The sequence below is a fragment of the Candidatus Pelagibacter sp. HIMB1542 genome (assembly GCF_052047835.1).
Taxonomy (GTDB): Bacteria; Pseudomonadota; Alphaproteobacteria; order Pelagibacterales; family Pelagibacteraceae; genus Pelagibacter.
Genome location: NZ_JBNAJB010000002.1, coordinates 348,167 through 372,441, shown reverse-complemented (window position 1 = coordinate 372,441; position 24,275 = coordinate 348,167). Strand labels below are relative to the sequence as shown.

Genomic DNA, 24,275 nt, shown 5'->3' with positions numbered 1-24,275 from the left:
TTTATGAAAAAAATTTTAATTACTAGAAGACTGATCCGAGAGAGTGAAGATAAAGCATCAAAATTATTTGAAGCTAAATTTAATTCAAATGATGAACTTTATTCACAATCAAAAATTATTGAAATGAGTGAAGGATGTGATGGAATTTTATCATCTTTAACTGAAAAATTAGACGCTGATACAATAAATAAACTTCCAGATAGTATTAAAATAATTTCAAATTTTGCAGTTGGTTTTGGAAATATTGATTTAGATGCTGCTAAAAAAAGAGGTATTGCTGTCACTAATACCCCGGAAGTTTTGTCAGATGCTACAGCTGAGATAGGAATATTACTTATATTAGGAGCTTGTCGAAGAGCATCAGAAGGAATTGAGTCTGCTCGTGAGGGTGGATGGAAATGGTCTGCAGATTATTTAATTGGAAAACAGTTAACAGGAACAAGATTAGGAATTTTAGGCATGGGTCGTATTGGTCAAAAAATTGCAAATATTGCTAAATCTTTAGGCATGATCATTCATTATCATAATCGTTCAAAATTAAATGAAGATAAAGAGCAGGGTGCAATCTACCACGACAGTATAAAGAGTCTTTTTTCAGTTTCAGATGTTTTATCTATTTGTTGCCCAGCTACAAAAGAAACAGAAAATTTAATAAATAAAGAGACAGTAGAGTATTTCCCTAAAGGTGCTGTAATAACAAATGTTGCTCGGGGTGATATAGTTGATGATGAAGCTTTGATTGATGCATTGAATAGAAGAAAAATTTATGCAGCAGGATTAGATGTTTATAAAAATGAACCAAATTTAAATCCTGGTTATTTAAAAATCCCGAGTGTTTTTGTTTTGCCTCATCTAGGAAGTGCTACAAAAGATACTAGAATTGCAATGGGTAACTTAGCAATCGATAATATAGATGAATTTTTTAGAACTGGTAATTGTGTAAATAAAGTAAATTAAATTTGTTATATTAATTAAATTGAACCCATTTGCTATTATTTTTACTAGACTCTAAAATAGTTTCTATAAATTTCATACCTTCAACACCATCATAAACTGTCGGGTAACAATCATTTGATTTATCATATTTTTTTTTATTTATTTCAGCAAATAATGTTTTAGAAACATCGCTATATATATTAGCAAACCCTTCTAAATAGCCCTCAGGGTGTCCAGGTGGAATTCTTGTGACGTCCTCTGCCTCTTTGCTAGTATTACTACTCCCTCGAGTAATCTTTTGAGTTGGATGACCAAATTTTGTGAAATATAAATAATTAGGATCTTCTTGTCTCCACTCCAATCCACCATTTTCACCATAAACTCTTATTTTAAGATTATTTTCATTCCCAACTGCAACTTGACTGGACCATATTGCACCTTTTGCACCACCTTTAAATCTAAGCATGATTTGAGCGTTGTCGTCTAGCTTTCTGCCCTTAATGAAAGTATGAATGTCGGCTGATAACTCATCCAATTCTAATCCAGTAATAAATCTGACAAGATTGAATGCGTGGGTTCCAATATCTCCTATACACCCTCCTCCTCCTGACCTTTTGGGATCAGTTCTCCACTCGGCTTGTTTTAAACCAGTGTCTTCAGCTTTTGTAGTTAACCAATCTTGAGGATATTCTGCTTGTACAACTCGGATCTTTCCAAGATCACCTTTTTTAATAACAGATCTTGCATGTCTTACCATAGGATATCCAGTATAATTATGTGTTAAAGCAAAAATTAATTTTTTTTTTTCAATAATATCTCTAAGAGAACTTGCTTCTTCAGTCGTTAAAGCTAGAGGCTTATCACAAATTATATGAATACCTTTTTCTGCAAAAACTTTTGCTATTGGAACATGAAGATGATTAGGAGTTACTATAGAAACAACATCAATTCCATCAGAAAGAGCAAACTCTTTTTCTGCCATTTCTTGGTAAGTTTCATAAATACGTTCATCTGATAATCCAAGTTTATTTCCAGTTTCTTTTGAATTTTTAAAATCAGACGAAAAACAACCTGCTACTAATTCATAGTGACCATCAAGCCTTAAAGCTATTCTATGAACACCCCCAATAAAAGCACCTTCTCCACCACCTACCATTCCAATACGTATTTTTCTTTGCATTAATTTATACCAAGCATTTTTTTATTAGCCTCAATGTCAGCACCACTTCCTGCAAAATCATCAAATGCTTTTTCTGTAGTGTTAATGATATGATTTTTGATAAATTCAGCTCCTTCTCTAGCCCCATCTTCTGGATGTTTTAGACAACATTCCCACTCAAGAACAGCCCAGCCATCATAACCATAAGTAGTAAACTTTGAAAAAATTGATTTAAAATCTACCTGTCCATCACCAAGAGATCTAAATCTACCAGCTCTATTAACCCAAGATTGAAAACCACCATAGACACCTTGTTTTCCAGTAGGGTTAAGTTCTGCATCCTTAACATGAAACATTTTAATTTTTTCGTGATAAATATCTATATGAGCCAAGTAATCTAAATTTTGCAAAACATAATGGCTAGGATCATAGAGCATGTTACATCTTTTATGATTACCAACTTTTTCTAAAAACATTTCAAAAGTAATACCATCATGAAGATCTTCACCAGGATGTATCTCATAACAAAGATCAACTCCATTTTGGTCAAATTGATCAAGAATTGGCTTCCATCTATTTGAAAGTTCATCAAATGCATTTTCAATTAATCCTTCTGGTCTTTGTGGCCAAGGATAAACGTAAGGCCAAGCTAATGCTCCAGAAAAAGTAACATGCCTATCAAGTCCAAGATTTTTTGAAGCCTTAGCTGCCAACATTAATTGATTGACTGCCCATTCTTGTCTTGCTTTTGGATTTCCTCTAACTTCAGGTGCGGCAAATCCATCAAATGCTGTGTCGTATGCAGGATGTACCGCAACTAATTGTCCTTGAAGGTGCGTTGATAGTTCAGTGATCTCAAGATCATATTTTTTTGTTATTCCTTTAATTTCATCGCAATAATCTTTACTTTCAGATGCTTTCTTTAAATCGATCAGTCTACTATCCCAACTTGGAATTTGTACACCTTTGTAACCTAAAGATGATGCCCACTTACAAATATTATCTAAAGAATTAAACGGTGCATCTTCACCCACAAATTGTGCTAGGAAAATTGCAGGACCCTTTATATTATTCATAATTTCCCTTTCTCTTTAAAATTTATCAATTATCTATTTTTTATAAAAAAAATACTAGCAGGCACAAAACATTTTGGATAGATTATATTTAGATTAATTAAACTAAGAGGAGATAAAATGAAAAAAATAATGATTTTATTGTTTGTTTCTTTATTTTCATTCTCTGTAAATTCAAATGCTAAATCTATCACTTTAGGATGGGCCGCTTGGGACCCTGCTAATGCTTTGCAAGAATTAACTAAAGAATTCACAGCAGAAACTGGAATAGAAGTAAACTTTGAGTTTGTGCCTTGGCCAAATTTTGCCGACCGTATGTTAAATGAACTTAACAACAAAGGTAAAACTTTTGACCTACTAATCGGTGACTCACAATGGATTGGTGCTGGAGCAACTTATGGCCATTATGTGAAGTTGAATGACTTCTTTGATAAAGAGGGAATTTCAATGAATGATTTTTCACCAGCAACTGTTTATGCATACTCAACTTGGCCAAAAGGAAGTGAGAACTACTATGCATTACCTGCTATGGGAGATGCATTAGCTTGGGCTTACAGAAAAGATTGGTTTGATAGACCGGAGCTTAATTCTGAATTTAAAAAGAAACATGGATATGACTTAGGAGTTCCTGCTAACTGGAATCAACTACATGACATGTGTTCTTTTTTCCAAGGCAGAGAGATTGATGGTCAAAAAAGATATGGAGCTGCAATTAATACAGAACGTGGATCTGAAGGTATAACAATGGGTGTTACAGCAGCAATGTATGCTTGGGGCATGGAATATCAAAATCCTGACAAACCTTATGACATGGAAGGATATTTCAATTCACCACAAGCTGTAGAAGCAGTTGAGTTTTACAGAAAGTTATATGAAGACTGTGCACCTCCAGGACACTCAGATGCATACATGGTTGCAAATCTAGACGCCTACAAATCTGGACAAGTTGCATTCCAAATGAATTGGTATGCTTTCTGGCCAGGTGTATCTAAAGAAGATAGCGATGGAAGAGTTAGTGGCTTCTTTGCAAATCCTAAACAAAATGTTGCAGCTGCAACATTGGGTGGACAAGGTATATCTGTTGTTAAATATTCAGACAAACAAGATCTTGCTCTTGAGTACATCAAGTGGTTTGCAAGACCAGATGTACAACAAAAATGGTGGGATCTTGGTGGATATTCATGTCATAATGATGTTTTAAATTCACCATCATTTCCAACGTCAACTGTCTATGCACAGGGTTTCTTAGACTCTATGGGTATTGTTAAAGATTTTTGGCAAGAACCAACATTTGTAGAGTTGATGCTTCCGATGCAAGAAGCAATTCATGACTATGTAGTTAATGGAAAAGGAACTGCTAAAGAAGCTCTTGATAAAATTATCGTAGAGTGGGTTGATGTGTTTGAAGCAGACGGAAAACTGTAAACATAATACGTTAAAATAATTTAAAAAAAGGGGGGATACATCTCCCCTTTTTTTATAACAAATTTTTATGAGCGTAAAAAAGAAATTCAAAGGACTCTCGGATAAAGCTGTAGGATGGCTCTTTATTGGACCAACAGTAATTCTTTTATTGGCGATAAATATATATCCACTGATCTATGCTATCAGAATGTCATTTACAAATTTTTATGCAAATAAAATTGGACGAGAACCAGAATTTATTGGTTTAAAAAATTACATTAAAATTCTTAACAGGGAAGCTATATGGGAAAAAATGCAAGTTACAGCAAGCTTCATGTTTTGGACATTGCTGCTTCAAGCAATAATTGGTTTAGGTTTAGCCTTACTACTTAATAGAAAATTTAAAGGAAACGAATTATTGACAACTTTAATTGTTCTTCCCATGATGTTATCTCCAGCTGTAGTTGGCGTATTCTGGACTTATTTATATAATCCTCAAGTAGGTCTCTTCAATTACGCAGTAAATTTTTTCTACGATTTGGGTAGTTTTGACATGATCGGTTCTAGTACTTTAGCACCTTGGGCTATAGTAATAGTAGACACCTGGATGTGGACACCTTTTACAATGTTAATTTGTCTAGCAGGCCTAAGATCAGTTCCAAATTACTTATATGAAGCAGCTGAAGTTGATAGGGCAAGCAAATGGCAGCAATTCTTATACATAACATTACCATCTGTTTTACCATTTTTATTATTGGCCTTGCTTTTTAGGGGAATAGAAAATTTTAAAATGTTCGACATGGTTGTTGAACTTACATCGGGTGGACCAGGCTCTGCAACTGAGCTTGCATCAATAAATTTAAAAAGAGAAGCTTTTGAAAAATGGAAAACTGGTTATAGCTCGGCTTTCGCAGTCATACTCTTTGTAACTATATTTGGTTTTGGAAATGTCTATGTCAAAGTAATGAATAAAATTAAGGAACGCTAATGGATACATCTAGGTCATATTTGGAACCATCCTCATTCTCTAAAAAAATTGCTGCTGCGATTATAATTATTTACACAGTTATTACTTTGATACCAATATCATGGATGGTAATGACCAGTTTTAAAAATGTAGATAGCGCGATATCTTATCCTCCAGAGGTTTTTTTCGAACCTTCGCTTGAAGGGTATGTAAACTTATTTACTAACAGATCAAGACAATCTGAGGAATATTTAAACTCATTGCCTCCACCAGAAAATTGGTATGAAGAATTAGTTAGAAGTAGAGAGATGGTTATAACTGGACCGTCAAAGTTTTTAGGTAGGTATTCAAATTCTATGATAATTGGTTTTGGCTCAACTTTTGCTTCAGTTTTTTTAGGAGCACTAGCTGCTTATGCATTTTCAAGATTTAGAGTTCCATTAAAAGATGATTTATTATTTTTTATTCTCTCAACAAGAATGTTTCCTCCAATAGCAGTAGCTGTTCCTATATTTATTATGTATAGAAAATTAGGTCTCGGTGATACGCACTTAGGTATGATTATTTTATACACCGTTGTAAACTTAAGTTTAGCAGTTTGGTTATTAAAAGGATTTATGGATGAAATACCAAAAGAATACGAAGAAGCAGCTATGATAGATGGATATTCCAGACTTCAAGCTTTCTTTAAAGTTGTTCTTCCGCAGGCCATGACAGGTATAGCTGCTACAGCAATTTTTTGTATGATATTTTCTTGGAACGAGTATGCTTTTGCAGTATTGCTAACTCAATTTAATGCACAAACAGCACCTCCTTTTATCCCAACAATCATTGGTGAAGGAGGATTAGATTGGCCTGCTATTGGTGCCGGAACAACTTTGTTTTTATTACCGGTAATGATTTTTACAATAATATTAAGAAAACATCTTTTAAGAGGAATTACTTTTGGAGCAGTTAGAAAATAATGGAAGAAGAAAAATCATTAATCAGAAAAATATTTAGAAGAGTGTATTGGGAAAATCTATCAACTGTAATAATTCTTCTTGGTGTGTTCATGTTGCTGCAGCCTTTTGCAATGTGGATGTTTACTTATTCTTTCATAGTAATATTAGTAGGAACTATAGGTTTCGTAATAACAAGTCATTTCCCAGATTGATATGTCTCAAATTAAAATAGCAAATTTACAAAAGTCTTTTGGTGATTTTACAGCTGTAAAAAATTCTAATTTAACTATTAAAGATAAAGAATTTTTTGTTTTACTTGGTCCTTCTGGATGTGGAAAAACCACAACTCTTAGAATGATTGCTGGATTAGAATTGCCAACATCAGGTGAGATTTATCTTGGAGAAGAAGAAGTTGGAATGTTGAGAGCATCTGAAAGAGATATTGCTTTTGTGTTTCAATTATTTGCTTTGTATCCACATATGAATGTCAGAAACAATCTCTCATTTCCATTGAAAATGCAGGGATATAGTAAACAAGACATTAAAAATAGAGTTGAGGAGGCAGCCAAACTCTTAAGAATCGATCACATTTTAAATTCAAATATATCTTCTCTTTCAGGCGGAGATAGACAAAGAGTTGCTCTAGGTAGGGCATTAGTTCGGAGACCAAAAGCCTTCCTTATGGATGAACCGTTAGGAACTTTAGATGCAGAATTTAGAGAACTAATGTGTTTAGAATTAAAGAAACTTCACATCGAAATTGGAGCTACTACAGTTTATGTTACTCATGATCAACTAGAAGCCATGTCTTTAGCAGATCGTATTGCTGTTATGGATGGTGGTGAAATATTGCAGGCAGATGAGCCAAGTATAATTTATAATAAACCCAAAACAAAATTTGTTGCATCTTTTATTGGTTCTCCAGGAATGAATTTCATAAGTTTAGAACATGGTATATCCAAGGATCAATCTTCAATTGAGATAGATGAAACAAAATTTGAAATTCCTAAGCAATTTGAAGAATCAAAAGAAAACAAAAATTATTTTGGTATACGTCCTGAAAATCTAACTTTAACTGATGAAGATGGATTAAAAGGTTTTATTTATGGGGTTGAATATTTAGGCTCTAGAAAAATTATTACAGTCAAAACAAAAGTTGGTGAGATTAAAGTTAGAACTGATGTTTCTAAAAAAGTAAAGATAAACGAAAATGTTCAAGTAAAACCATCAAACAACAATATTATTATTTTTGATGGTTCAACTGACAAATCTTTAAAAAGTGAGTTTATGAATAATGGCTAAAGTAGAATTAAAAAATTTATTTAAAACTTACAATAAAAAAATAAAAGCATTAAAAGATATTAATCTTACAATTGAAGATGGACAATTTTTTGTGTTGCTTGGGCCATCAGGTGCTGGAAAAACAACAACACTAAGATGTATAGCTGGTTTAGAAAAAATTGACTCAGGAAGTGTACTTTTTGATAACGAGAATGTTACAGAGGATCAGCCTGCATCCAGAGACGTTTCTTTTGTTTTTCAACAATACTCTTTATATCCTCACTACAGTGTTTATGAAAATCTTGCATTCCCACTGCGTTCTCCCATGAGGAAATTACCTGAGGAAGAGATTAAAAATAAAATTGAAAACATTGCAGAGATGTTAAAAATTTCAAATAAATTGAACAACAAAGCAACTCAATTATCAGGTGGTGAAATGCAAAGAGTTGCGATTGGCAGAGCGCTTATACGTAAACCCAACATTTATTTAATGGATGAGCCATTGTCCTCACTTGATGCAAAATTAAGAGAAAGTTTAAGAGTTGAATTAAAAAATATTCAAACAAATTTAAATGCAACCATTTTATACGTTACTCATGATCAAGCTGAAGCAACAACTTTGGCAGACAAAATAGGCGTTCTTAAAGAAGGAGTAGTAGTTCAGATAGGATCACCAGAAGAAATTTATGAAAATCCTAATTCTATTTATGTTTCGCAAAGACTTGGATCTCCAAAAATTAATGTATTACCAGGTTCATTATTTAAAAGTAAGGATGAGCCACCAAAAATAGGATTTAGGCCTGAGAGTGTTTCTTTAGGAAATGGTCAATATGAGGGTAAAATAATTTCATTTGAAAATTTAGGTTCTGAAACCGTTGTCGCAATTGATTATCAAGGCAATGAGATACTTGCATCAGTACAAGGAAATTACAAATCTACAATTAATGAAATTATTAATTTTGACATTGATGCAAATAAAGTTTTAAAATTTGATAAAGAAGGAAATAGAATTTATGAGCGTTAATTTTTTAATATCACAAGCAAAAATCATTCAAAAAGTAATAGACGCCAATGCATCTGAAATTGAAAAGTTAGATCAAAATATAGGGGATGGTGATCACATTTTTAATGTACAAAGAGGACTAAAATTGGTCGTAGAGTTAGAAAGCACAATCAAAGATTTACCTCTTTCAAAAGCTTTGAATATGATTGCTATGAAGGTACTATCAGGTATTGGGGGTTCTTCTGGTGCTTTGTTTGGAACATTTTTTATGTCAATGGCTAAAACATCAAATTTAGAAGAAGTAAATTTTAGTAAGGCTTGTGAAATGATAATATCAGGTGTTAATGCGATGAAGGATCGTGGTAAAGCTGATGTGGGAGAAAAGACAATGATGGATGTTTTAATTCCTGTTTCTCAAAAATTGAATGAAATTAAAAATGAAAACATTGAAAAAAACCAAGGTTTAAAAGAGGTGATTAAAATTGCTGAAGAAAGAATGTTGGCAACTAAAGATATGCTAGCTACTAAAGGAAGAGCATCTTTTTTGGGTGAGAGAGCAAAGGGACACATAGATCCTGGTGCTCGTTCTTCACAGCTAATAATTGAAACAATATGTAAATCTGTAATTAATGAATAGGAGGAATAATGAAGAAATTTATTAACAACGTAGATAATTTTTTAAATGAAAGTTTAGAGGGCTTTGGTAAAGCTCACAAAGATATTATCGATGTAAAATTTGATCCAAATTTCATTTCAAGAAGGAATAAAACTAAAGAAGGAAAAGTATCTCTTATATCAGGTGGTGGAAGTGGGCATGAACCTATGCACGGTGGTTTTGTAGGTCATGGAATGTTGGATGCAGCGTGTCCAGGTTTCGTATTTTCAGCACCTACACCTGATCAAATGCAAGCTGCTGCAGAACATGTAGATAGTGGTGCAGGAGTTTTGTTTATAGTTAAAAATTACTCTGGAGATATCATGAATTTTCAAATGGGTGCCGAAATGTACTCTGGTAAGAATGATAGTATAATAACAAATGATGATGTTGCAGTAGAAGACTCCACATTTACCACTGGAAGACGGGGTGTTGCTGCGACTGTTTTAGTTGAAAAAATTGTTGGTTCTTCTGCAGAAAATGGTTCTTCTTTGGAAGAATGTAAGAAGCTCGGGGAAAAAGTAAATAAAAATTCTGGCACAATGGGAGTTGCTTTTACAAGTTGTACAGTCCCAGCTGCTGGTAAACCGACATTTGATATTGGGAATGATGAAATGGAATTTGGTGTAGGTATTCATGGAGAACCAGGAAGAAAAAGAGAAAAAATTCAACCATCTAAAACAATAGTTTCAAATATGCTAGAAGCTATTCTTGAGGATTTAAAACCCCAAAAAAATGAGAAGACTCTTCTTTTTGTAAATGGAATGGGTGGAACCCCTCTTACTGAATTATATCTAGCATATCACGATGCATGTGAAATTTTAAAATCTAAAAATATTGAAATCACAAGAAGTTTGGTTGGCAATTATTGTACATCACTAGAAATGCAAGGAGCATCTATAACTCTTTTAAAATGTGATGAAGAGATTTTAAAAAATTGGGACTCACCAGTTCATACTGCTGCAATGCGTTGGGGAATGTAGAAGTATATAATTTAAGTAAAGATTTTTTTAAGAACTGTTAATTGAGTAAACAAGGCTAACAAAATGCTTAATGAATAAACCTGTCTTAGCTAAATCAAAAGCTATTATAATTTTTTTAGTTTTTGCTTTAGGATATTTTATTTCTACTCTCTTAAGAGCAATAACTGCAACAATTTCACCTGAATTAGTAAATGAATTTAATCTTTCTGCAGGAGAGCTTGGATTATTAGGTGGCGGATATTTTCTAGGATTTGCAAGTGTACAAATCCCTTTAGGCTATATGCTAGACATGAGAGGTCCAAGAAAAATTGTTTCATACTTTTTATCATTAACCATTGTTGGTTTATTAATATTTGCTCTCGCTCAGAATTTTTTAACTCTTTTAGTATCTAGAATAATTATAGGAGTTGGTGTTGGAGCTTGTTTAATGGGGCCTTTGACAGCTTATCGGATTTGGTATCAAGATGAAACCCAACAACGTGCAAACTCATGGATGTTAATGGTTGGTGCAATTGGTATGTTGTCATCAAGTTTACCAGTTCAATTTTTCTTACCTATAATTGGTTGGAGAAATATATTTTTGCTTTTAGCTTTCATAACTTTGGTTTGTATAATTTTGATAATTATTTTTATACCTCAGTGGACTTCAAAAGGTAATCAGAAAAACGATGATGCAAAATTGAGTATTGTTTGGCAAAATCAATTCTTCAGAAGTGTTATTCCAATGGGCTTTTTTAGCACTGGAGGATTATTTGCTATCCAAACACTATGGGCTGGTCCTTGGATGATAAAAGTATCTGGGTATACACCAGAAGAAAGTGCAAAAGGGTTATTTTTAATTTATTTTTTTATGTTGCTATCATTTTTGATATGGGGCTATTTTGTTCCGAAATTTTCAAAGAACGTTAATGATGCAATCAGATTGTTGAAATATGGTTCACCATTAAGTTTATTGGTATTGGGTGTAATTATTTATCTAGGTCCAAATACAGATTCAATTCATTGGGCATTATTCATAGTTTCAGCTGTATTTTTGTCCTTAATTCAGCCAGCAGTTGGGATGGCTTTCTCTGTATCTAATGCAGGCAAAGCTCTAACTTCTTATAATTTGTTAATATTTATAGGTGCTTTTTTTCTACAATGGATAATCGGCCTTATTATAGATTTAGGATTAAGTTTAAATTATTCTGAAATTGCTTCATTTCAATTAGCAATGTCTTTTGTACTAGTTACGTCTTTAACTTCTTATTTATATTTTTTAGTAAAAAATAATTAATTTAGATGCTTATAAATTGTAGTTCTAGATACACCTAATTTTCTTGATGCTGCAGAAATATTATTAGTTTCACTAAAAGTAGATCTAATTAGAATACACTTTTCTCTTTTAATTTTTGTATCCTCACAATTTTTACAAGCGTAAGTTTTGTTTTGTTTGCCAGTTTCAATAAATTTACTTTCTTTAAAATTTTGACTTTTGACCACAAAAACAGATGAACCTAAATGATCTGTTATCTTTAGAGTTTTATTATTTAAGATATCTGATGCAATTGATGAAAATGAAGTTGTAAAAATTTTATTAAAATTTTCATTTTTTAAATCAACTAGTCCATTAAGCATAATTTTTGCATTGTTGTTTGCACCCACAATTAATCCATCCCCATTTATTGCCAGCATCCCAACACTAGTTGTAGTTAGATATTCTTGTCTTGGGTGAAAAGAAATAATTAATTCGTTTTCAAATTTTTTAATAAACAATTTGGTTTCGATACTTCTAGTCGCAAGTCTTACTAAAGCTAGCGTATGTTGTTCTCTGGACATTGAGTCTGTTGAAGCATCAATAATACCAATAATTTTACCGTCATAATTTATGATTGGACTTGCAAAGCACGAAATATTTTCATGAGCAGTAAAAAAGTGTTCTTTACCTGAAACGATAGTTGGTTTTTTTAGTTCAACAGATAATCCAAGACCGTTTGTTCCACAAATTTTTTCTGCCCAAATTGAACCTGGTATTACTGTTTTACCAACGTCAGTTTGTAAACAAGATTTGTCATAAATTGTATCCAAGACTAATCCTTTCTCATCTGAGTAAGCCACCATAAAATTTGTTCCTGCTATTTGGGAATATAAAAGTTCTAGTTCAGGAATAATTATTCTTCTGATAGTTTCATTTCGCTCTTTTATCTCTTTTAATTCGATTGATGAAATTACACTTTGTTTAGGATCATTAAACGGATCAAGGCCTTCACTGATACATCTCAACCAACTTTCATTAATATCTTTTCCCATCTCATAAGAGCTCATATTCCTTTTATGTAGGATATTTTTAAGTTCGCTGTTTGAGTGACTTAAGTTTGACATTTTAAAAGTTTATTTGTTTTTCTAGATACAACAACCAACCACAGGTTGTAATTGTTAACTTTTTGTACATATAAAGATGCCGTTGACTCCATTCTATATCAGAATTTTAATAGTGTTACTTAAATATTAAAGGAGAGATAATAATGAAAGCACAGGTTTTGCATAAATATGACCCTGAAATGAAAGAAAAGGTCTGGGTCACAGGTGAGGAGATGCCAGATCCTAAAATTGAAAAGGCGTCAGACGTTATAGTTAAAATTGGTGCTGCAGGAGTTTGCAGAACTGATTTACATATTATTGAAGGAGTATGGAAACATATTCAAGATCCAGATGGAAAATTATTACCATGTGTAATGGGACATGAAAATGCTGGTTGGGTAGAAGATGTAGGTTCAGACGTTACTGAATTTAAAAAGGGTGATCCTGTAATATTACACCCACTTATTTCTGGAACAGGAGGAACTTGTTTAGATTGCAGAAGAGGTAATGATATGCATGCTGAAGCAGGCGCATTTCCTGGATTAAGTATTAAAGAAGGTGGCTACGCTGAACTATTAAAAACTAGCGTTAGAAATCTAATTAAACTTCCAAAAGTATTAGCGCCTAAAGATGTTGCACCTTTTTCAGATGCAGGTCTTACAGCTTATAGAGTAGTAAAAAAAGCAACAAGACATTTGCTACCTGGTCAGAGCTGTACAATTATTGGTGCAGGAGGTTTAGGTCACATCGCTATTCAATGTTTAAAAGCTATGTGTGCAGCAGATATTATTATTGTTGAAAAATCTGAAGCAGCATTGAAACATGCAATGGAACTTGGTGGTGACCACGGAGTTTTAATTGATGGAAACGAAATTGAAAAAGTTCAAGAACTAACAAAAGGAAAAGGTTCTGAAGCTGTAATTGATTTCGTAGGTGAAAAAGGATCTACTGCCATGGGAATTCAAATGACTTCTAATGGTGGTTTTTACTACATAGTTGGATATGGAGAAGAAATTAAATCACTTGCAGTTGATTTAATTATTTCTGAGAAAACAATTGTAGGTAATTTAGTGGGAACGTGGTCTGAATTATATGAATTAATGGAGTTAGCTGACAGAGGTAAAGTAAAGCTCTCTATGCAGGAGTATAGTTTAGACGATGCTAATAAAGCGCTTCATGATCTTAACGATGGTAAGGTTAAGGGACGAGCTGTTTTAGTTCCGTAAAAAAAAAAAGAGAGGTGATAATGAAAATAATAAAAACCTGCTTAACGGCTGTAATATCAAGTATGATGATATTTAGCCCTATGGCATATGCTGATAAGTGGAGTGATCAATTCCCACATATCAAAGCAACAGGAGATATTCCAGGTGATTGTTCTTATGAGGAAATGTCTAAGAAAAATTACAAAGGAAAAACTCTTAAAATAAATACTCACGCAATTCCAGTAATGGGAGAGCCAACAGCTCTTCATGCTGAACAGTTTGAAAAATTAACTGGAGCTAAAGTTGAAGTTACTCATACACCAGCAGGTGATTTGTATTCTAAGGCAATGGTTCCTTTTCAAGCTGGACAAGCACCTTACGATATTGTGTTTGGATTTTCTAACTTTATCAATGACTGGAAAAGATATTTAGCACCAGTTCCTAAGAAGTATATGAACTCAACAGAGATGAAAGACGTAACTAAATCTCATATGGGTGTATCATCTTGGGATGGAACTATGTACCAGTATCCAGTTGATGGTGACAGACACTATCTAAAATATAGAAAAGACGTCATTGATAATCCTGAAATGCAAAAAAAATATAAAGCAGAAACAGGAAAAGATCTAAAAGTTCCAACAACTTGGAAAGAATATGCTGAGATGGCAAAATTCTTTAATGGTTGGGACTGGGATGGAGATGGTGAGTTAGAATATGGTTCAGCTGAAGTTATGAAAAAAGACGACTTAATGTTCGCAGCTTTTTTCAGCAGATCAGTTGCATATGCTAAAAATCCAAGAACTCCAGGTGGTTTCTTTTTTGATTTAGAAACTATGAAACCAAACATTAATAATCCAGGTTTCGTTGAAGCTTTAACTGATTGGGTTGAGGCTACTAAATATGTTCCTCCAGGGGGAACTAACTTTGGTCTAGGTGACGAAATTGGATCATTTGGTGGTGGACAAACTTTATTTAGTTTTTCATGGGATGATGCATTTATTGCAGCGATGCAGGATGATAGCCCTATTAAAAACAAAGTAGGCGCAGCTCCTCTTCCAGGTGCTAACAAAGTTTGGAACAGAGTTTCAAATAGCTGGGAAAACCAATACAACCAAGCTCCATACATTGTTTGGGGTTGGGCAGTTGGTGTTGCTAAGAAAAGTAAAGTAAAAGATATGGCGTTTGATTATCTTTGCTTTTTCTCAAACGGAGCAAACCACCAAGCTGACTTAGCAATTGGTAGATTTGGTGTTAACCCTTTCAAAAACTCTGACTTCGACCCTAATATTTATATTAATAGTATGGGTTGGGATCCAGAGATTGCTAACAGTTACACTCAAACACTTTTAGATATGGAGAAAAGTCAAAATAGAGTTTTCCCTCTAAGAGTTCCAGGTGTATTTGAGTTTACAAGTGCTGTCGCTACAGGAACTTCTAAAGCTTTAGCAGGACAATTGTCTCCTCAAGAAGCATTAGACGAAGTTGCTAAAGAGTGGGAAGCAATTGTAAGCAGAGTAGGTAAAAAAGCAGTAAGAGATGCCTACGCTGTTGGTGTTAAAATGGAAGACAACCAACTTTAATAATACTTAATTTATGTGGCCATTTATTAAAATGGCCACATATAAAAAAAATAATATAATCCAACTTTATAAATGAACTTTAAGCATAAATATTTCTTTCTGTTTCCAGGTCTATTTGTGCTTATTGGAATTTTAATTTTTCCAATTATTTTTGTAGTTAGATTAAGTTTATCTGGATGGAATAGTTATAATCCAGGTTTAGATTTTATAGGTATAGAAAATTATATAAGACTTTTTACTGATGACCCAAGATTTTGGGAATCTTTTTTTAGATTAAGTTTTTTGTCTGTTACAACAGTAATTCTCCAGTATGTCATTGGATTTGCTCTTGCACATATGGTTTGGAAAGACATCAAATTTAAAAGATTTTTTAGAGTTTTATTTTTAGTACCAATGATGACAACTCCGGTTATCATGACTGTTATTTGGAGAACTTTTTTTCATGAATCTTTAGGACCAGTTAATGATATTTTATCTAATTTTGGTTTATCTCCGAAATGGTTAACAGACCCAGCTTTAGCTAAATTTACAGTAATTATAGTTGAGGTTTGGCAGTGGACACCGTTTATGTTTCTACTTTTATTGGCAGGTTTATTGTCATTACCTAAAGAACCGTTTTTAGCTGCTGCAATTGATGGAGCTAGTCCAGTTAGAAAGTTTATTTATGTAACTTTTCCACTAATGGCACCTATATCAATTGGGGCAATAATTATAAGATTAATTGAGGCATCTAAAATTATGGATACGGTATATGTCCTAACATCAGGAGGTCCAGGCACCTCAACAGAAACATCAAGTTTTTATATTTTTATTAAGGGACTGAGAGAGTTTCAAATGGGATACGCAGCTTCGATGTCTTTTACTTACTTAATTATTATGATCATAAGTTTAACAATTATTGCGAAGGTTTTAACTAAATTACTTTTAAAAGAATAAATTATGAACAAACTTTATACATTTTTAAAATATTTTTTTATTGTCTTTTGGGCAGTATTTGTTGTTGCTCCTTTTCTTTGGGCCTTAACTACATCGTTTAAAGATTTTCAATCTGTAAATGGAGGAGTTACGTATATACCATGGGTAGACTTTGAACCTAATTTAGAGGGTTGGAAAGTTTTGATAAAATCTCCAGCTAAAGGTGGAGTTGATATTGTAGAACCTTACTTCAACAGTTTATTTGTAACGTGTACAGCAAGTTTAATTAGTATAATTCTTGGTACATTGTCAGCTTATGCTTTATCCAGATATACCTTTAAAGCAGGCTTTGTAAAAAATAATGACATTACATTTTTCTTTATTTCTCAAAGAATTATGCCACCAATTGTTTTATCAATTCCATTTTTCTTATTTTTAAGTTCAATTAATTTATTAGATAGCCTCATAGGATTGATTGTAGTCTATATTGTTTTACTGATGCCTATTGCAGTTTGGATTATGGTTGATTTCTTTAATAAAGTTCCAAGAGAAATTGATGAAACAGCTTTGATTGATGGATGTAATCCTTATCAAGCTTTCTTAAAAGTGGTGCTACCTAACTCAATACCAGGATTAATTGTTGCTGGTATGTTTTGTATTATTTTTGGATGGATAGATTTTTTCTTTGCGTTCATTTTAACTTTCACGGAAGTACAGTTATTACCAGTTAAAATTGTTGCTCTGAACTCATCTGTTACTCCATGGTGGAGTTTGTCAGCATCTGCTCTGGTTTCAGTTGCACCATTGATTATAGTAGCGTTTATAGTCGAGAGATATCTATCTAAAGGAAATCTATCAGGAGCAATTAAATAATGAATTTAATTGCTAACAACTTAACCTATAAACCAAGTGAGGAATATCACTTAAATGAAGTGTCCTTTAATTTTAAAGAGGGAAATCTATACACAATTCTTGGAAGAACTTTATCAGGTAAAACAACTTTACTAAAAACTATAGCTGGCCTTTTAACTCCAGATAGCGGTGCTATTGAATTTGACGGTAAGGATTTTTTAAAGGTTCCAGTTTGGCAAAGAAATGTAGCTATGGTTTATCAACAATTTATTAATTATCCTCATTTAAATGTATTTGAAAATATCGCGTTTCCTTTGAGACAAAGAAAAATTGATAATGAAGAAATTAAAAAAAAAGTAATGGAATCTTTAAAATCAGTTGGGTTAGTTGGCTATGAAAACAGAAAAATTCAGGAGCTATCTGGTGGTCAGCAACAACGTGTCTCTTTAGCAAGATCATTAGTTAAAAATGCTAAAATATTATTGCTAGACGAACCTTTGGTTAATTTAGATTACAAATTGAGAGAACAGCTTAGAGAGGAATTTAAGAGTTTATTTTCAAAGGGTTTAGCAGATGAAACTATTTTAATTTATTCTACTACAGACCCAAGAGAAACCATGGAGCTAAATGGAGAAGTAATTGTTTTAGACGAGGGCAAAGTGCTACAAGTAGGTCCAGCAAAAGAAATATTTGAGAACCCAAGTTCTCTAAAAGTTGCTGAAATTTCTAACGACCCACCTATGAATATTATTGAAGCAGAAATATCTAATGAGCAAATAAGATTTGAAGGTATTGAAATTAAAGCGCCTAATCATTTATCAAAGTTAACAGATAGCGGATTAAAGATTGGTTTAAGATCTTCAGACATTGAACTTAATGAAAATGGTCATGAATTTGAAGTTGAGCTTGCTGAAATTAGTGGTTCTGAAACTTTACTCCATTTAAAAAGAGGAACTATAAAAATTATTATTTCTATAGAAGAGGTTTTGAATTTTAAAATTCATGACAAGATTAAAATAGATTTTAAAATAGATAGAGCTTATGCTTTTGCTGCTGATGGTAAATTAGCATCCTCACCATTTGGAGGAAACAATGGCTAAAATTGATTTAAGTAATATCTCACATTCTTACAATCCAAATGATCCAAATCCAGTTTATGCATTAAATCCATTTTCGATGACTTGGGAGAATGGAAATAGATATGCAATCTTAGGTCCTTCTGGATGTGGAAAAACAACGATGTTAAATATTGTTTCTGGATTAGTAAGACCATCAGCTGGAAAAATATTATTTGATGATAAGGATGTTACAGATTTAAAAACAGAAGAAAGAAATATTGCTCAAGTTTTTCAGTTTCCAGTAATTTATAATACCATGACAGTTTTTGAAAATCTTGCTTTTCCATTAAAGTGTAGAGATTTTTCAAAATCTAAAATAGATGAAAGAGTTAATTCTGTTGCAGAAACTTTAAATTTAAAATCTTTTTTAAACTCTCCTGCAAGAAAATTAACAGCAGATCAAAAACAATTAATATCTTTAGGAAGAGGTTTGGTACGAGAAGATGTTGCTGCAGTTTTAATGGACGAGCCTTTAACTGTTATTGATCCTGATTTAAAATTTAGATTGAGAAGAAATCTAAAAGAAATAAACGAACAATACAAAACAACGTTAGTTTATGTAACACATGATCAAAACGAAGCCATGACATTTGCAGATAATATAATTGTGATGAGTGAAGGAGAAGTTGTGCAAACAGGTTCACCTAAAGAATTATTTGAAAGACCTAATACAACTTTTGTTGGTTACTTTATTGGTTCACCTGCTATGAATTTATTTGATAGTGAAGCAACTTCAGAAAATACTGTTAAAATAAACAATACAATAATTAAGACGAATACAAATTTGTCTAATTTAAAAAGTAAAAATATAAAATTAGGAATTAGATCTGAGTTTATTAAAATTGCAAAAAATCAAAGTGAAAATCTTATTGATGTAAATGTTCAAAAAGTTGAGGATTTTGGTAATTACAAATTGATTACAGCAAGAATGGATAATTTTGAAATTAAGTCTAAAGTTAATAGAGAAACTGAAATTTCAGGTGAAAAAATTAAACTTCATATTCCAGCTGAAAAGTGCTGTATTTACGAAAATAATAAAATAATTTAATTTTTAAATTCTACCTATAATTGTAAAAAAATCCTATCTAACCCATTCTAGGTCACTTTTTAGAAAGACTCTAATGTGAAAATATGTTTTAGTGCTCGCCAAGTTAATTAACTAGAGGAGAATAAATGATTAAGAATAAGAAATCTTTGAAGAGTTCTAAAACTCCTTCAAGAAGAAAGTTCTTCAAAGCAGCGGCAGCAACTGGTGCAGCAACAGCAGCAGCAGTAGCTATGCCAAACATTGCTTTAGGTGACGGTCACGTTACTTTAAAAATGCAAGCTGCTTGGCCATCAGGTGCTAACATATTTTTCGAAATGGCTTCAGACTATGCGAAAATGGTTAGTGACATGTCAGGTGGTAAATTAAAAATTGATGTGCAACCAGTTGGAGCAGTTGTAAAAACTTCTGAAATTGGTCAAGCAGTTAGTTCTGGAGTAGTAGATATGGGTCACTGGGTGACAGCATACTGGTACGGAAAAAACCCTGCTGCATCTCTTTTTGGAACAGGTCCTTCATACGGAATGTCGTCTCAAGAAGTTATGGGATGGATGGAGTATGGTGGAGGAAGAGCATTATATGAAGAAGCTGTAAAAAGTGTAGGATTTAATTACACAGGTTTTTTCCATATGCCAATGCCTGCACAGCCTTTTGGTTGGTTCAAAAAGAACGTAACTAAAGTATCTGATGTTAAAGGTATGAAGTATAGAACTGTTGGTCTAGCGACTAACGTTTTAACTGCTATGGGAATGGTTGTAAGACAGTTACCAGGTGGTGAAATCCAACCAGCAATGAAAACTGGTTTGATTGATGCTGCTGAGTTTAACAACCCAACATCAGACTCACAGTTTGGAATGCAAGACGTCTCTAAACACTATCACTTAGGAAGTTTCCACCAATCTCAGGAAATGTTTGAAATTCCTATGAACACTAAGAGACTAAACAGCCTTTCACCTGAACATCAAGCTATCTTGAGAAATGCTGCTTATGCTGCAAACTCAGATAACTATTTTAAAGCATTGGTTAGATATTCAACTGACCTTGCTAAGTTGATGAATGAGCATAAGGTTAATGTTTACCAAACGTCTGATGCTATCCTAGCAGAACAATTAAAAGGTTGGGATAAAGTTGTAGGAGAGTTTTCTGCTAAAGATGCTTTCTTCAAAAAAGTAGTAGACTCACAAAAAGCATACGCTAAGAGAACTATGAAGTATCTGTTGATGAATCAACCGAACTACAAATTAGCTTATGAAAATGAGTTTGGTCCAATCGAAAAAGTTAAAATCTAATTAACTTTAAAATAAATTTAAAAGGGGGTTGAAAAACCCCCTTTTTTTTACACGTATTTTAATATATTTCTTTGATATGAAGTCATTTATACAATTTGCAGATACTCTCAGCACATCAATGGGTAAAGCTTTCTCTTGGTGCATCGTAGTTTTAATGGGAGGAACTGTTTATGAAGTAGTGATGGCTTACGTTTTTAATTCTCCAACGCTATGGAATTTTGATTTTAGTATGCAAATGTATGGTGCAATTTTAATGATGTCAGGTGCTTATTGTTTAGCTACGGAATCTCACGTAAGAGGAGATGTTATATATAGATTGTTTAGTCAAAGAACTCAGGCTTGGATTGATTTAGTTTTATACTTTATTTTCTTTTTTCCAGGTGTGATCGCGTTAGCTTTTTATGGATATGAATATGCTGCGCTTGCTTGGAAAATAAAAGAGACTAGTTGGAGTAGTCCAGCTCAAATCCAAATTTATATGGTTAAATCGATGATACCAGCTGCAGGTGTTTTATTAATTATTCAAGGCATCAGTGAAGTATTTAGATCTATTATATGTATTCAAACAGGACAATGGCCAGCACGAATGGTCGTTGCTGAAGAAACAGAACAAGTTTTAATGAGAACAGCTCAAGAAGAGGACAAAAAAAATGTTATTTAGTTTAACAAATCCAGAAATTGCAATTTTAATGATGGGTATGTTTTTGTTTGCAGTTCTATTAGGTTTCCCGATTGCTTTCACTTTAATGGCTATGGGAATAGGCTTTGGATATTTTGCTTATTACGATGCAACAATGATGGAGCACATTTTTGATAATCGTATATTCCAATTGTTTGTTCAAAATACTTATACTGTTATGGACAACAACGTTCTTACGGCTGTGCCTTTATTTTTATTCATGGGATATCTAGTTGAAAGAGCAGGGATTGTAGCTAAACTATTTTTTGCAATTAGATTGGCAGCACATAGACTTCCAGCTTCAATGGCGGTAGCTGCACTAATTACTTGTACATTATTTTCGACAGCTACAGGAATTATTGGTGCTGTTGTAACTTTGATGGGATTGTTAGCATGGCCTGCAATGGTTAAAGCAGGTTATGATAAAAAATTTGCGTCAGGAATTATTTGCGCTGGTGGATGTTTAGGAATTTTAATTCCACCGAGTATTATGCTTATTGTTTATTCAGTAATAGCCCAACTATCACCATTAAGACTTTTTGCAGCAGCAATATTTCCAGGTCTACTTTTAGCAGGTCTTTACATTGCATATGCAGTATTTAGAGCATGGTTAAATCCATCTATTGCTCCTAGACCTCCAAAAGAAGATATTCCACCAACTGGTGAAATTTTAAAAGAAGTTTTGATTTCTTTCGTTCCCCTGTTTGGTTTAATTATGCTTGTATTAGGTACTATTTTGGCAGGTATTGCAACTCCAGCAGAAGCAGCTGCAGCAGGAGCTTTTGGGGCAATACTTTTATCTTGGTTTTATAAAACACTTAAATGGCAAAACTTTAAAGAGTCTGTTTTTTTAACAGCTAAAACAACTGCAATGATCATGTGGCTGTTTATTGGTTCCTGGACTTTTTCATCGGTGTTTTCTTATTTGGGGGGACACGAGGTTTTTGAACACTTCTTTACTTCTATAAATATTACGACTTGGCAGTTTTTAATTATCACTCAAATAATTATTTTTCTTCTAGGATGGCCTTTAGAATGGACTGAAATTTTAATTATTTTTGTTCCAATATTTTTACCCTTGTTAGAAGTATTTGGTGTTAATCCATATTTCTTTGCAATGTTAATTGCTTTAAATTTACAAACATCGTTTTTAACCCCACCCATGGCTATGTCGGCTTATTATTTAAAAGGAGTTCAAAAATCTAATGTTGAACTTATGGATATATTCAGAGGAATAATGCCATTTTTAGCAATTGTAATATTTGCGATGTTTTTAATGTATATGTTCCCAGGAATAGCGCTTTGGTTACCGGAAACTTTATTTGCACAATAAAAGAAAATGACAGATGTTTTTTCATTAAAAGTTGAAGAACTTGCTGGAAAAATTAAAGATTCTCAAATTACATCAGTAGAGTTGTGTAAAATTTATATAGACAGAGTAAATAAATTTGAAAAAGACGTAAAAGCATGGGCGCATTTAGATAAAAAACTTTTACTAGAAAAGGCATCAGAGGCTGATGAACATAGGAAATCAGGCAAACCACTCGGCCCACTTCATGGAATACCTGTTGCGGTAAAAGATATTGTTGGAACTGTTGATATGCCTACAGAATGTGGAACATCAATAAGAAAAGGGAAATCATATTCTCAAAATGCTGAAATAGTTGATCTATTAATATCTGCTGGAGCAATTATAATGGGTAAAACAGCAACATCGGAATTGGCATTTTTAGGTCCTTCAAAAACTACAAATCCTCATGATTATTCTAGAACCCCAGGTGGATCATCTAGTGGATCTGCAGCAGCAGTAGCTTCTTTTATGGCTCCGCTTGCAATTGGATCACAAACAGGAGGTTCAGTTATAAGACCTGCATCTTATTGTGGAGTTGTTGGTTATAAGCCTAGTTATGGTTTGATTAGTAGAAATGGTGTTCTAAAAACCTCTGAAAAATTAGATCACATTGGTGTTTTTGGAAGATCGGTAGAAGATGTTGCTCTTCTTGCTAAAATTTTAATCAAAAAAGATAATTATGATACAGCAACAGTTCATTATTCTAGTGATGAAATGTTAGCAGAAACAAAAAAAGGACCTTTGTTTGATCCTAAATTTATTTTTTACAAAACTGATCATTGGAAGCTTCTTGGAAAAAAATCAAGAGAAGCATTTGATTACTTTATAAAATCATTCAAAAATAATATCGAAGTTTTTGATACACCTTCGTACTTTAAAGATATTCATAAATACCACCAAATAATTCATGAGACAGATTTAGCTAATAATTTTTCACTCTATTATAAAAAGTATAAAAAAAAATTATCTAAGTATATGCAAGATGCAATTTCAAAAGGTAACAAACATTCTGCAAAAGAATATGCAGAAGCTATAGATTTTATGAAAAGAAGTTATGAATCTTATAAGGAAGTTTTTGAGGATTATCATGGAGTTTTATCCCCATCTAGTCCTGGAGTAGCACTGAAAGGTTTAAAAAGCACAGGAACGGCAGAATTTAATAAAGTATGGTCTTATTTAGGTACACCTTGTATATCATTACCTATACTTCAAGGTGAAAACAATTTACCTTTGGGTGTGCAATTAATTGGTGCAAAATATGATGATCAAAGATTTTTAGGTGTTGCTAATTGGTTAGAAAAGGAATGTAATAATTAAATGCAAAAATTTACAACATTTTTAGGTTCTCTTCTTGCAATTGCTTTTTTAGTAGGACTTGCAACAACGTTGACTAGATCATCGATGATTGGATTTTTTGATGTTCTTCCTGTTTATATTTTGATGGGTGGAGCAATCTTTATGATGGTTTACGAAGCGTTTTTCGATAAAAAATAATT

24 protein-coding genes are annotated in these 24,275 nt (G+C 32.9%); 21 read left to right on the top strand and 3 right to left on the bottom strand.

Going from position 1 to position 24,275, the window contains the following annotated elements:
* Nucleotides 1–3 precede the first annotated feature (3 nt).
* On the top strand, nucleotides 4–957 hold the full coding sequence (locus ACTTBI_RS06200) for a 2-hydroxyacid dehydrogenase (RefSeq protein WP_440653175.1): 954 nt from the start codon (nucleotides 4–6) through the stop codon (nucleotides 955–957).
* 10 nt (nucleotides 958–967) lie between these two features.
* Here ACTTBI_RS06200 and ACTTBI_RS06195 read toward each other — a convergent pair whose 3' ends face one another.
* Together ACTTBI_RS06195 and ACTTBI_RS06190 are read right to left on the bottom strand one after the other, a co-directional pair.
* A complete protein-coding gene (locus tag ACTTBI_RS06195; RefSeq protein ID WP_440653174.1) occupies nucleotides 968–2,116 on the bottom strand; it encodes a Gfo/Idh/MocA family protein in 1,149 nt (382 codons plus the stop codon).
* Nucleotides 2,116–3,171, bottom strand: a complete 1,056-nt coding sequence (locus tag ACTTBI_RS06190; protein ID WP_440653172.1) for a sugar phosphate isomerase/epimerase family protein — start codon at nucleotides 3,169–3,171, stop codon at nucleotides 2,116–2,118. The genes ACTTBI_RS06195 and ACTTBI_RS06190 overlap by 1 nt, the downstream gene beginning before the upstream one ends.
* A gap of 117 nt (nucleotides 3,172–3,288) precedes the next feature.
* Here ACTTBI_RS06190 and ACTTBI_RS06185 point away from each other — a divergent pair, with 117 nt between their 5' ends.
* The 9 genes from ACTTBI_RS06185 to ACTTBI_RS06145 all read left to right on the top strand — a co-directional run bounded on the left by ACTTBI_RS06185 (nucleotide 3,289) and on the right by ACTTBI_RS06145 (nucleotide 11,681).
* Nucleotides 3,289–4,593 carry an ABC transporter substrate-binding protein gene (locus tag ACTTBI_RS06185; protein WP_440653170.1) on the top strand — a complete coding sequence of 435 codons (1,305 nt, stop codon included), beginning with the start codon at nucleotides 3,289–3,291 and terminating at the stop codon, nucleotides 4,591–4,593.
* Between the two features lie 67 nt (nucleotides 4,594–4,660).
* Nucleotides 4,661–5,560 carry a carbohydrate ABC transporter permease gene (locus ACTTBI_RS06180; RefSeq protein WP_440653168.1) on the top strand — a complete coding sequence of 300 codons (900 nt, stop codon included), beginning with the start codon at nucleotides 4,661–4,663 and terminating at the stop codon, nucleotides 5,558–5,560.
* Entirely contained in the window at nucleotides 5,560–6,504 is a 945-nt protein-coding gene (locus ACTTBI_RS06175; RefSeq protein WP_440619095.1) for a carbohydrate ABC transporter permease, read from the top strand. The genes ACTTBI_RS06180 and ACTTBI_RS06175 overlap by 1 nt, the downstream gene beginning before the upstream one ends.
* A complete protein-coding gene (locus ACTTBI_RS06170; protein ID WP_440619094.1) occupies nucleotides 6,504–6,695 on the top strand; it encodes a hypothetical protein in 192 nt (63 codons plus the stop codon). Before ACTTBI_RS06175 ends, ACTTBI_RS06170 begins: the two co-directional genes overlap by 1 nt.
* A 1-nt stretch (nucleotide 6,696) precedes the next feature.
* Nucleotides 6,697–7,785 carry an ABC transporter ATP-binding protein gene (locus ACTTBI_RS06165; RefSeq protein ID WP_440653167.1) on the top strand — a complete coding sequence of 363 codons (1,089 nt, stop codon included), beginning with the start codon at nucleotides 6,697–6,699 and terminating at the stop codon, nucleotides 7,783–7,785.
* Nucleotides 7,778–8,788, top strand: a complete 1,011-nt coding sequence (locus ACTTBI_RS06160) for an ABC transporter ATP-binding protein (protein ID WP_440653165.1) — start codon at nucleotides 7,778–7,780, stop codon at nucleotides 8,786–8,788. The genes ACTTBI_RS06165 and ACTTBI_RS06160 overlap by 8 nt, the downstream gene beginning before the upstream one ends.
* Nucleotides 8,778–9,404 carry a dihydroxyacetone kinase subunit DhaL gene (gene dhaL / locus ACTTBI_RS06155; protein ID WP_440653164.1) on the top strand — a complete coding sequence of 209 codons (627 nt, stop codon included), beginning with the start codon at nucleotides 8,778–8,780 and terminating at the stop codon, nucleotides 9,402–9,404. The genes ACTTBI_RS06160 and dhaL overlap by 11 nt, the downstream gene beginning before the upstream one ends.
* Nucleotides 9,405–9,412: 8 nt before the next feature.
* A complete protein-coding gene (gene dhaK, locus ACTTBI_RS06150; RefSeq protein WP_440653162.1) occupies nucleotides 9,413–10,405 on the top strand; it encodes a dihydroxyacetone kinase subunit DhaK in 993 nt (330 codons plus the stop codon).
* A gap of 70 nt (nucleotides 10,406–10,475) precedes the next feature.
* Nucleotides 10,476–11,681, top strand: a complete 1,206-nt coding sequence (locus ACTTBI_RS06145) for an MFS transporter (RefSeq protein ID WP_440653161.1) — start codon at nucleotides 10,476–10,478, stop codon at nucleotides 11,679–11,681.
* Here ACTTBI_RS06145 and ACTTBI_RS06140 read toward each other — a convergent pair.
* Nucleotides 11,678–12,709 (bottom strand): sigma-54-dependent Fis family transcriptional regulator, encoded by a 1,032-nt coding sequence (locus tag ACTTBI_RS06140; protein ID WP_256998077.1) that lies wholly within the window; start codon nucleotides 12,707–12,709, stop codon nucleotides 11,678–11,680. The two genes, ACTTBI_RS06145 and ACTTBI_RS06140, sit on opposite strands and share 4 nt — an antisense overlap.
* A 200-nt stretch (nucleotides 12,710–12,909) precedes the next feature.
* Between ACTTBI_RS06140 and ACTTBI_RS06135 the strand changes: the two genes are divergently transcribed.
* The 11 genes from ACTTBI_RS06135 to ACTTBI_RS06085 all read left to right on the top strand — a co-directional run bounded on the left by ACTTBI_RS06135 (nucleotide 12,910) and on the right by ACTTBI_RS06085 (nucleotide 24,273).
* Complete coding sequence (locus ACTTBI_RS06135; protein WP_262589926.1) at nucleotides 12,910–13,971, top strand: NAD(P)-dependent alcohol dehydrogenase; 1,062 nt, start codon at nucleotides 12,910–12,912, stop codon at nucleotides 13,969–13,971.
* Nucleotides 13,972–13,991: 20 nt separating this feature from the next.
* Complete coding sequence (locus ACTTBI_RS06130) at nucleotides 13,992–15,530, top strand: extracellular solute-binding protein (RefSeq protein ID WP_440635396.1); 1,539 nt, start codon at nucleotides 13,992–13,994, stop codon at nucleotides 15,528–15,530.
* A gap of 72 nt (nucleotides 15,531–15,602) precedes the next feature.
* On the top strand, nucleotides 15,603–16,466 hold the full coding sequence (locus ACTTBI_RS06125) for a carbohydrate ABC transporter permease (protein WP_075505839.1): 864 nt from the start codon (nucleotides 15,603–15,605) through the stop codon (nucleotides 16,464–16,466).
* A 3-nt stretch (nucleotides 16,467–16,469) separates the two neighbouring features.
* Nucleotides 16,470–17,318 (top strand): carbohydrate ABC transporter permease, encoded by an 849-nt coding sequence (locus ACTTBI_RS06120; protein WP_440653160.1) that lies wholly within the window; start codon nucleotides 16,470–16,472, stop codon nucleotides 17,316–17,318.
* Nucleotides 17,318–18,397 (top strand): ABC transporter ATP-binding protein, encoded by a 1,080-nt coding sequence (locus ACTTBI_RS06115; RefSeq protein ID WP_440653159.1) that lies wholly within the window; start codon nucleotides 17,318–17,320, stop codon nucleotides 18,395–18,397. Before ACTTBI_RS06120 ends, ACTTBI_RS06115 begins: the two co-directional genes overlap by 1 nt.
* A complete protein-coding gene (locus ACTTBI_RS06110; RefSeq protein ID WP_440653158.1) occupies nucleotides 18,390–19,463 on the top strand; it encodes an ABC transporter ATP-binding protein in 1,074 nt (357 codons plus the stop codon). Before ACTTBI_RS06115 ends, ACTTBI_RS06110 begins: the two co-directional genes overlap by 8 nt.
* Before the next feature lie 125 nt (nucleotides 19,464–19,588).
* The gene (locus ACTTBI_RS06105; protein ID WP_262589921.1) at nucleotides 19,589–20,749 is read left to right on the top strand and encodes a TRAP transporter substrate-binding protein; all 1,161 of its coding nucleotides are present in this window, start codon (nucleotides 19,589–19,591) and stop codon (nucleotides 20,747–20,749) included.
* Between the two features lie 76 nt (nucleotides 20,750–20,825).
* Entirely contained in the window at nucleotides 20,826–21,410 is a 585-nt protein-coding gene (locus ACTTBI_RS06100; protein WP_440613672.1) for a TRAP transporter small permease subunit, read from the top strand.
* The gene (locus tag ACTTBI_RS06095) at nucleotides 21,400–22,761 is read left to right on the top strand and encodes a TRAP transporter large permease (protein ID WP_440653157.1); all 1,362 of its coding nucleotides are present in this window, start codon (nucleotides 21,400–21,402) and stop codon (nucleotides 22,759–22,761) included. Before ACTTBI_RS06100 ends, ACTTBI_RS06095 begins: the two co-directional genes overlap by 11 nt.
* Before the next feature lie 6 nt (nucleotides 22,762–22,767).
* On the top strand, nucleotides 22,768–24,096 hold the full coding sequence (locus ACTTBI_RS06090) for an amidase (RefSeq protein ID WP_440653156.1): 1,329 nt from the start codon (nucleotides 22,768–22,770) through the stop codon (nucleotides 24,094–24,096).
* Complete coding sequence (locus ACTTBI_RS06085) at nucleotides 24,097–24,273, top strand: hypothetical protein (protein ID WP_179850415.1); 177 nt, start codon at nucleotides 24,097–24,099, stop codon at nucleotides 24,271–24,273. It begins immediately after the preceding gene.
* The last annotated feature ends 2 nt before the right edge of the window (nucleotides 24,274–24,275 follow it).

What these genes read in the sequence shown, in the direction of transcription:
- ACTTBI_RS06200 (WP_440653175.1), top strand. Translation starts at nt 4, where the DNA reads ATGAAAAAAATTTTAATTACTAGAAGACTGATCCGAGAGAGTGAAGAT.
- ACTTBI_RS06195 (WP_440653174.1), bottom strand. Translation starts at nt 2,116, where the DNA reads ATGCAAAGAAAAATACGTATTGGAATGGTAGGTGGTGGAGAAGGTGCT.
- ACTTBI_RS06190 (WP_440653172.1), bottom strand. Translation starts at nt 3,171, where the DNA reads ATGAATAATATAAAGGGTCCTGCAATTTTCCTAGCACAATTTGTGGGT.
- ACTTBI_RS06185 (WP_440653170.1), top strand. Translation starts at nt 3,289, where the DNA reads ATGAAAAAAATAATGATTTTATTGTTTGTTTCTTTATTTTCATTCTCT.
- ACTTBI_RS06180 (WP_440653168.1), top strand. Translation starts at nt 4,661, where the DNA reads ATGAGCGTAAAAAAGAAATTCAAAGGACTCTCGGATAAAGCTGTAGGA.
- ACTTBI_RS06175 (WP_440619095.1), top strand. Translation starts at nt 5,560, where the DNA reads ATGGATACATCTAGGTCATATTTGGAACCATCCTCATTCTCTAAAAAA.
- ACTTBI_RS06170 (WP_440619094.1), top strand. Translation starts at nt 6,504, where the DNA reads ATGGAAGAAGAAAAATCATTAATCAGAAAAATATTTAGAAGAGTGTAT.
- ACTTBI_RS06165 (WP_440653167.1), top strand. Translation starts at nt 6,697, where the DNA reads ATGTCTCAAATTAAAATAGCAAATTTACAAAAGTCTTTTGGTGATTTT.
- ACTTBI_RS06160 (WP_440653165.1), top strand. Translation starts at nt 7,778, where the DNA reads ATGGCTAAAGTAGAATTAAAAAATTTATTTAAAACTTACAATAAAAAA.
- dhaL (WP_440653164.1), top strand. Translation starts at nt 8,778, where the DNA reads ATGAGCGTTAATTTTTTAATATCACAAGCAAAAATCATTCAAAAAGTA.
- dhaK (WP_440653162.1), top strand. Translation starts at nt 9,413, where the DNA reads ATGAAGAAATTTATTAACAACGTAGATAATTTTTTAAATGAAAGTTTA.
- ACTTBI_RS06145 (WP_440653161.1), top strand. Translation starts at nt 10,476, where the DNA reads ATGAATAAACCTGTCTTAGCTAAATCAAAAGCTATTATAATTTTTTTA.
- ACTTBI_RS06140 (WP_256998077.1), bottom strand. Translation starts at nt 12,709, where the DNA reads ATGAGCTCTTATGAGATGGGAAAAGATATTAATGAAAGTTGGTTGAGA.
- ACTTBI_RS06135 (WP_262589926.1), top strand. Translation starts at nt 12,910, where the DNA reads ATGAAAGCACAGGTTTTGCATAAATATGACCCTGAAATGAAAGAAAAG.
- ACTTBI_RS06130 (WP_440635396.1), top strand. Translation starts at nt 13,992, where the DNA reads ATGAAAATAATAAAAACCTGCTTAACGGCTGTAATATCAAGTATGATG.
- ACTTBI_RS06125 (WP_075505839.1), top strand. Translation starts at nt 15,603, where the DNA reads ATGAACTTTAAGCATAAATATTTCTTTCTGTTTCCAGGTCTATTTGTG.
- ACTTBI_RS06120 (WP_440653160.1), top strand. Translation starts at nt 16,470, where the DNA reads ATGAACAAACTTTATACATTTTTAAAATATTTTTTTATTGTCTTTTGG.
- ACTTBI_RS06115 (WP_440653159.1), top strand. Translation starts at nt 17,318, where the DNA reads ATGAATTTAATTGCTAACAACTTAACCTATAAACCAAGTGAGGAATAT.
- ACTTBI_RS06110 (WP_440653158.1), top strand. Translation starts at nt 18,390, where the DNA reads ATGGCTAAAATTGATTTAAGTAATATCTCACATTCTTACAATCCAAAT.
- ACTTBI_RS06105 (WP_262589921.1), top strand. Translation starts at nt 19,589, where the DNA reads ATGATTAAGAATAAGAAATCTTTGAAGAGTTCTAAAACTCCTTCAAGA.
- ACTTBI_RS06100 (WP_440613672.1), top strand. Translation starts at nt 20,826, where the DNA reads ATGAAGTCATTTATACAATTTGCAGATACTCTCAGCACATCAATGGGT.
- ACTTBI_RS06095 (WP_440653157.1), top strand. Translation starts at nt 21,400, where the DNA reads ATGTTATTTAGTTTAACAAATCCAGAAATTGCAATTTTAATGATGGGT.
- ACTTBI_RS06090 (WP_440653156.1), top strand. Translation starts at nt 22,768, where the DNA reads ATGACAGATGTTTTTTCATTAAAAGTTGAAGAACTTGCTGGAAAAATT.
- ACTTBI_RS06085 (WP_179850415.1), top strand. Translation starts at nt 24,097, where the DNA reads ATGCAAAAATTTACAACATTTTTAGGTTCTCTTCTTGCAATTGCTTTT.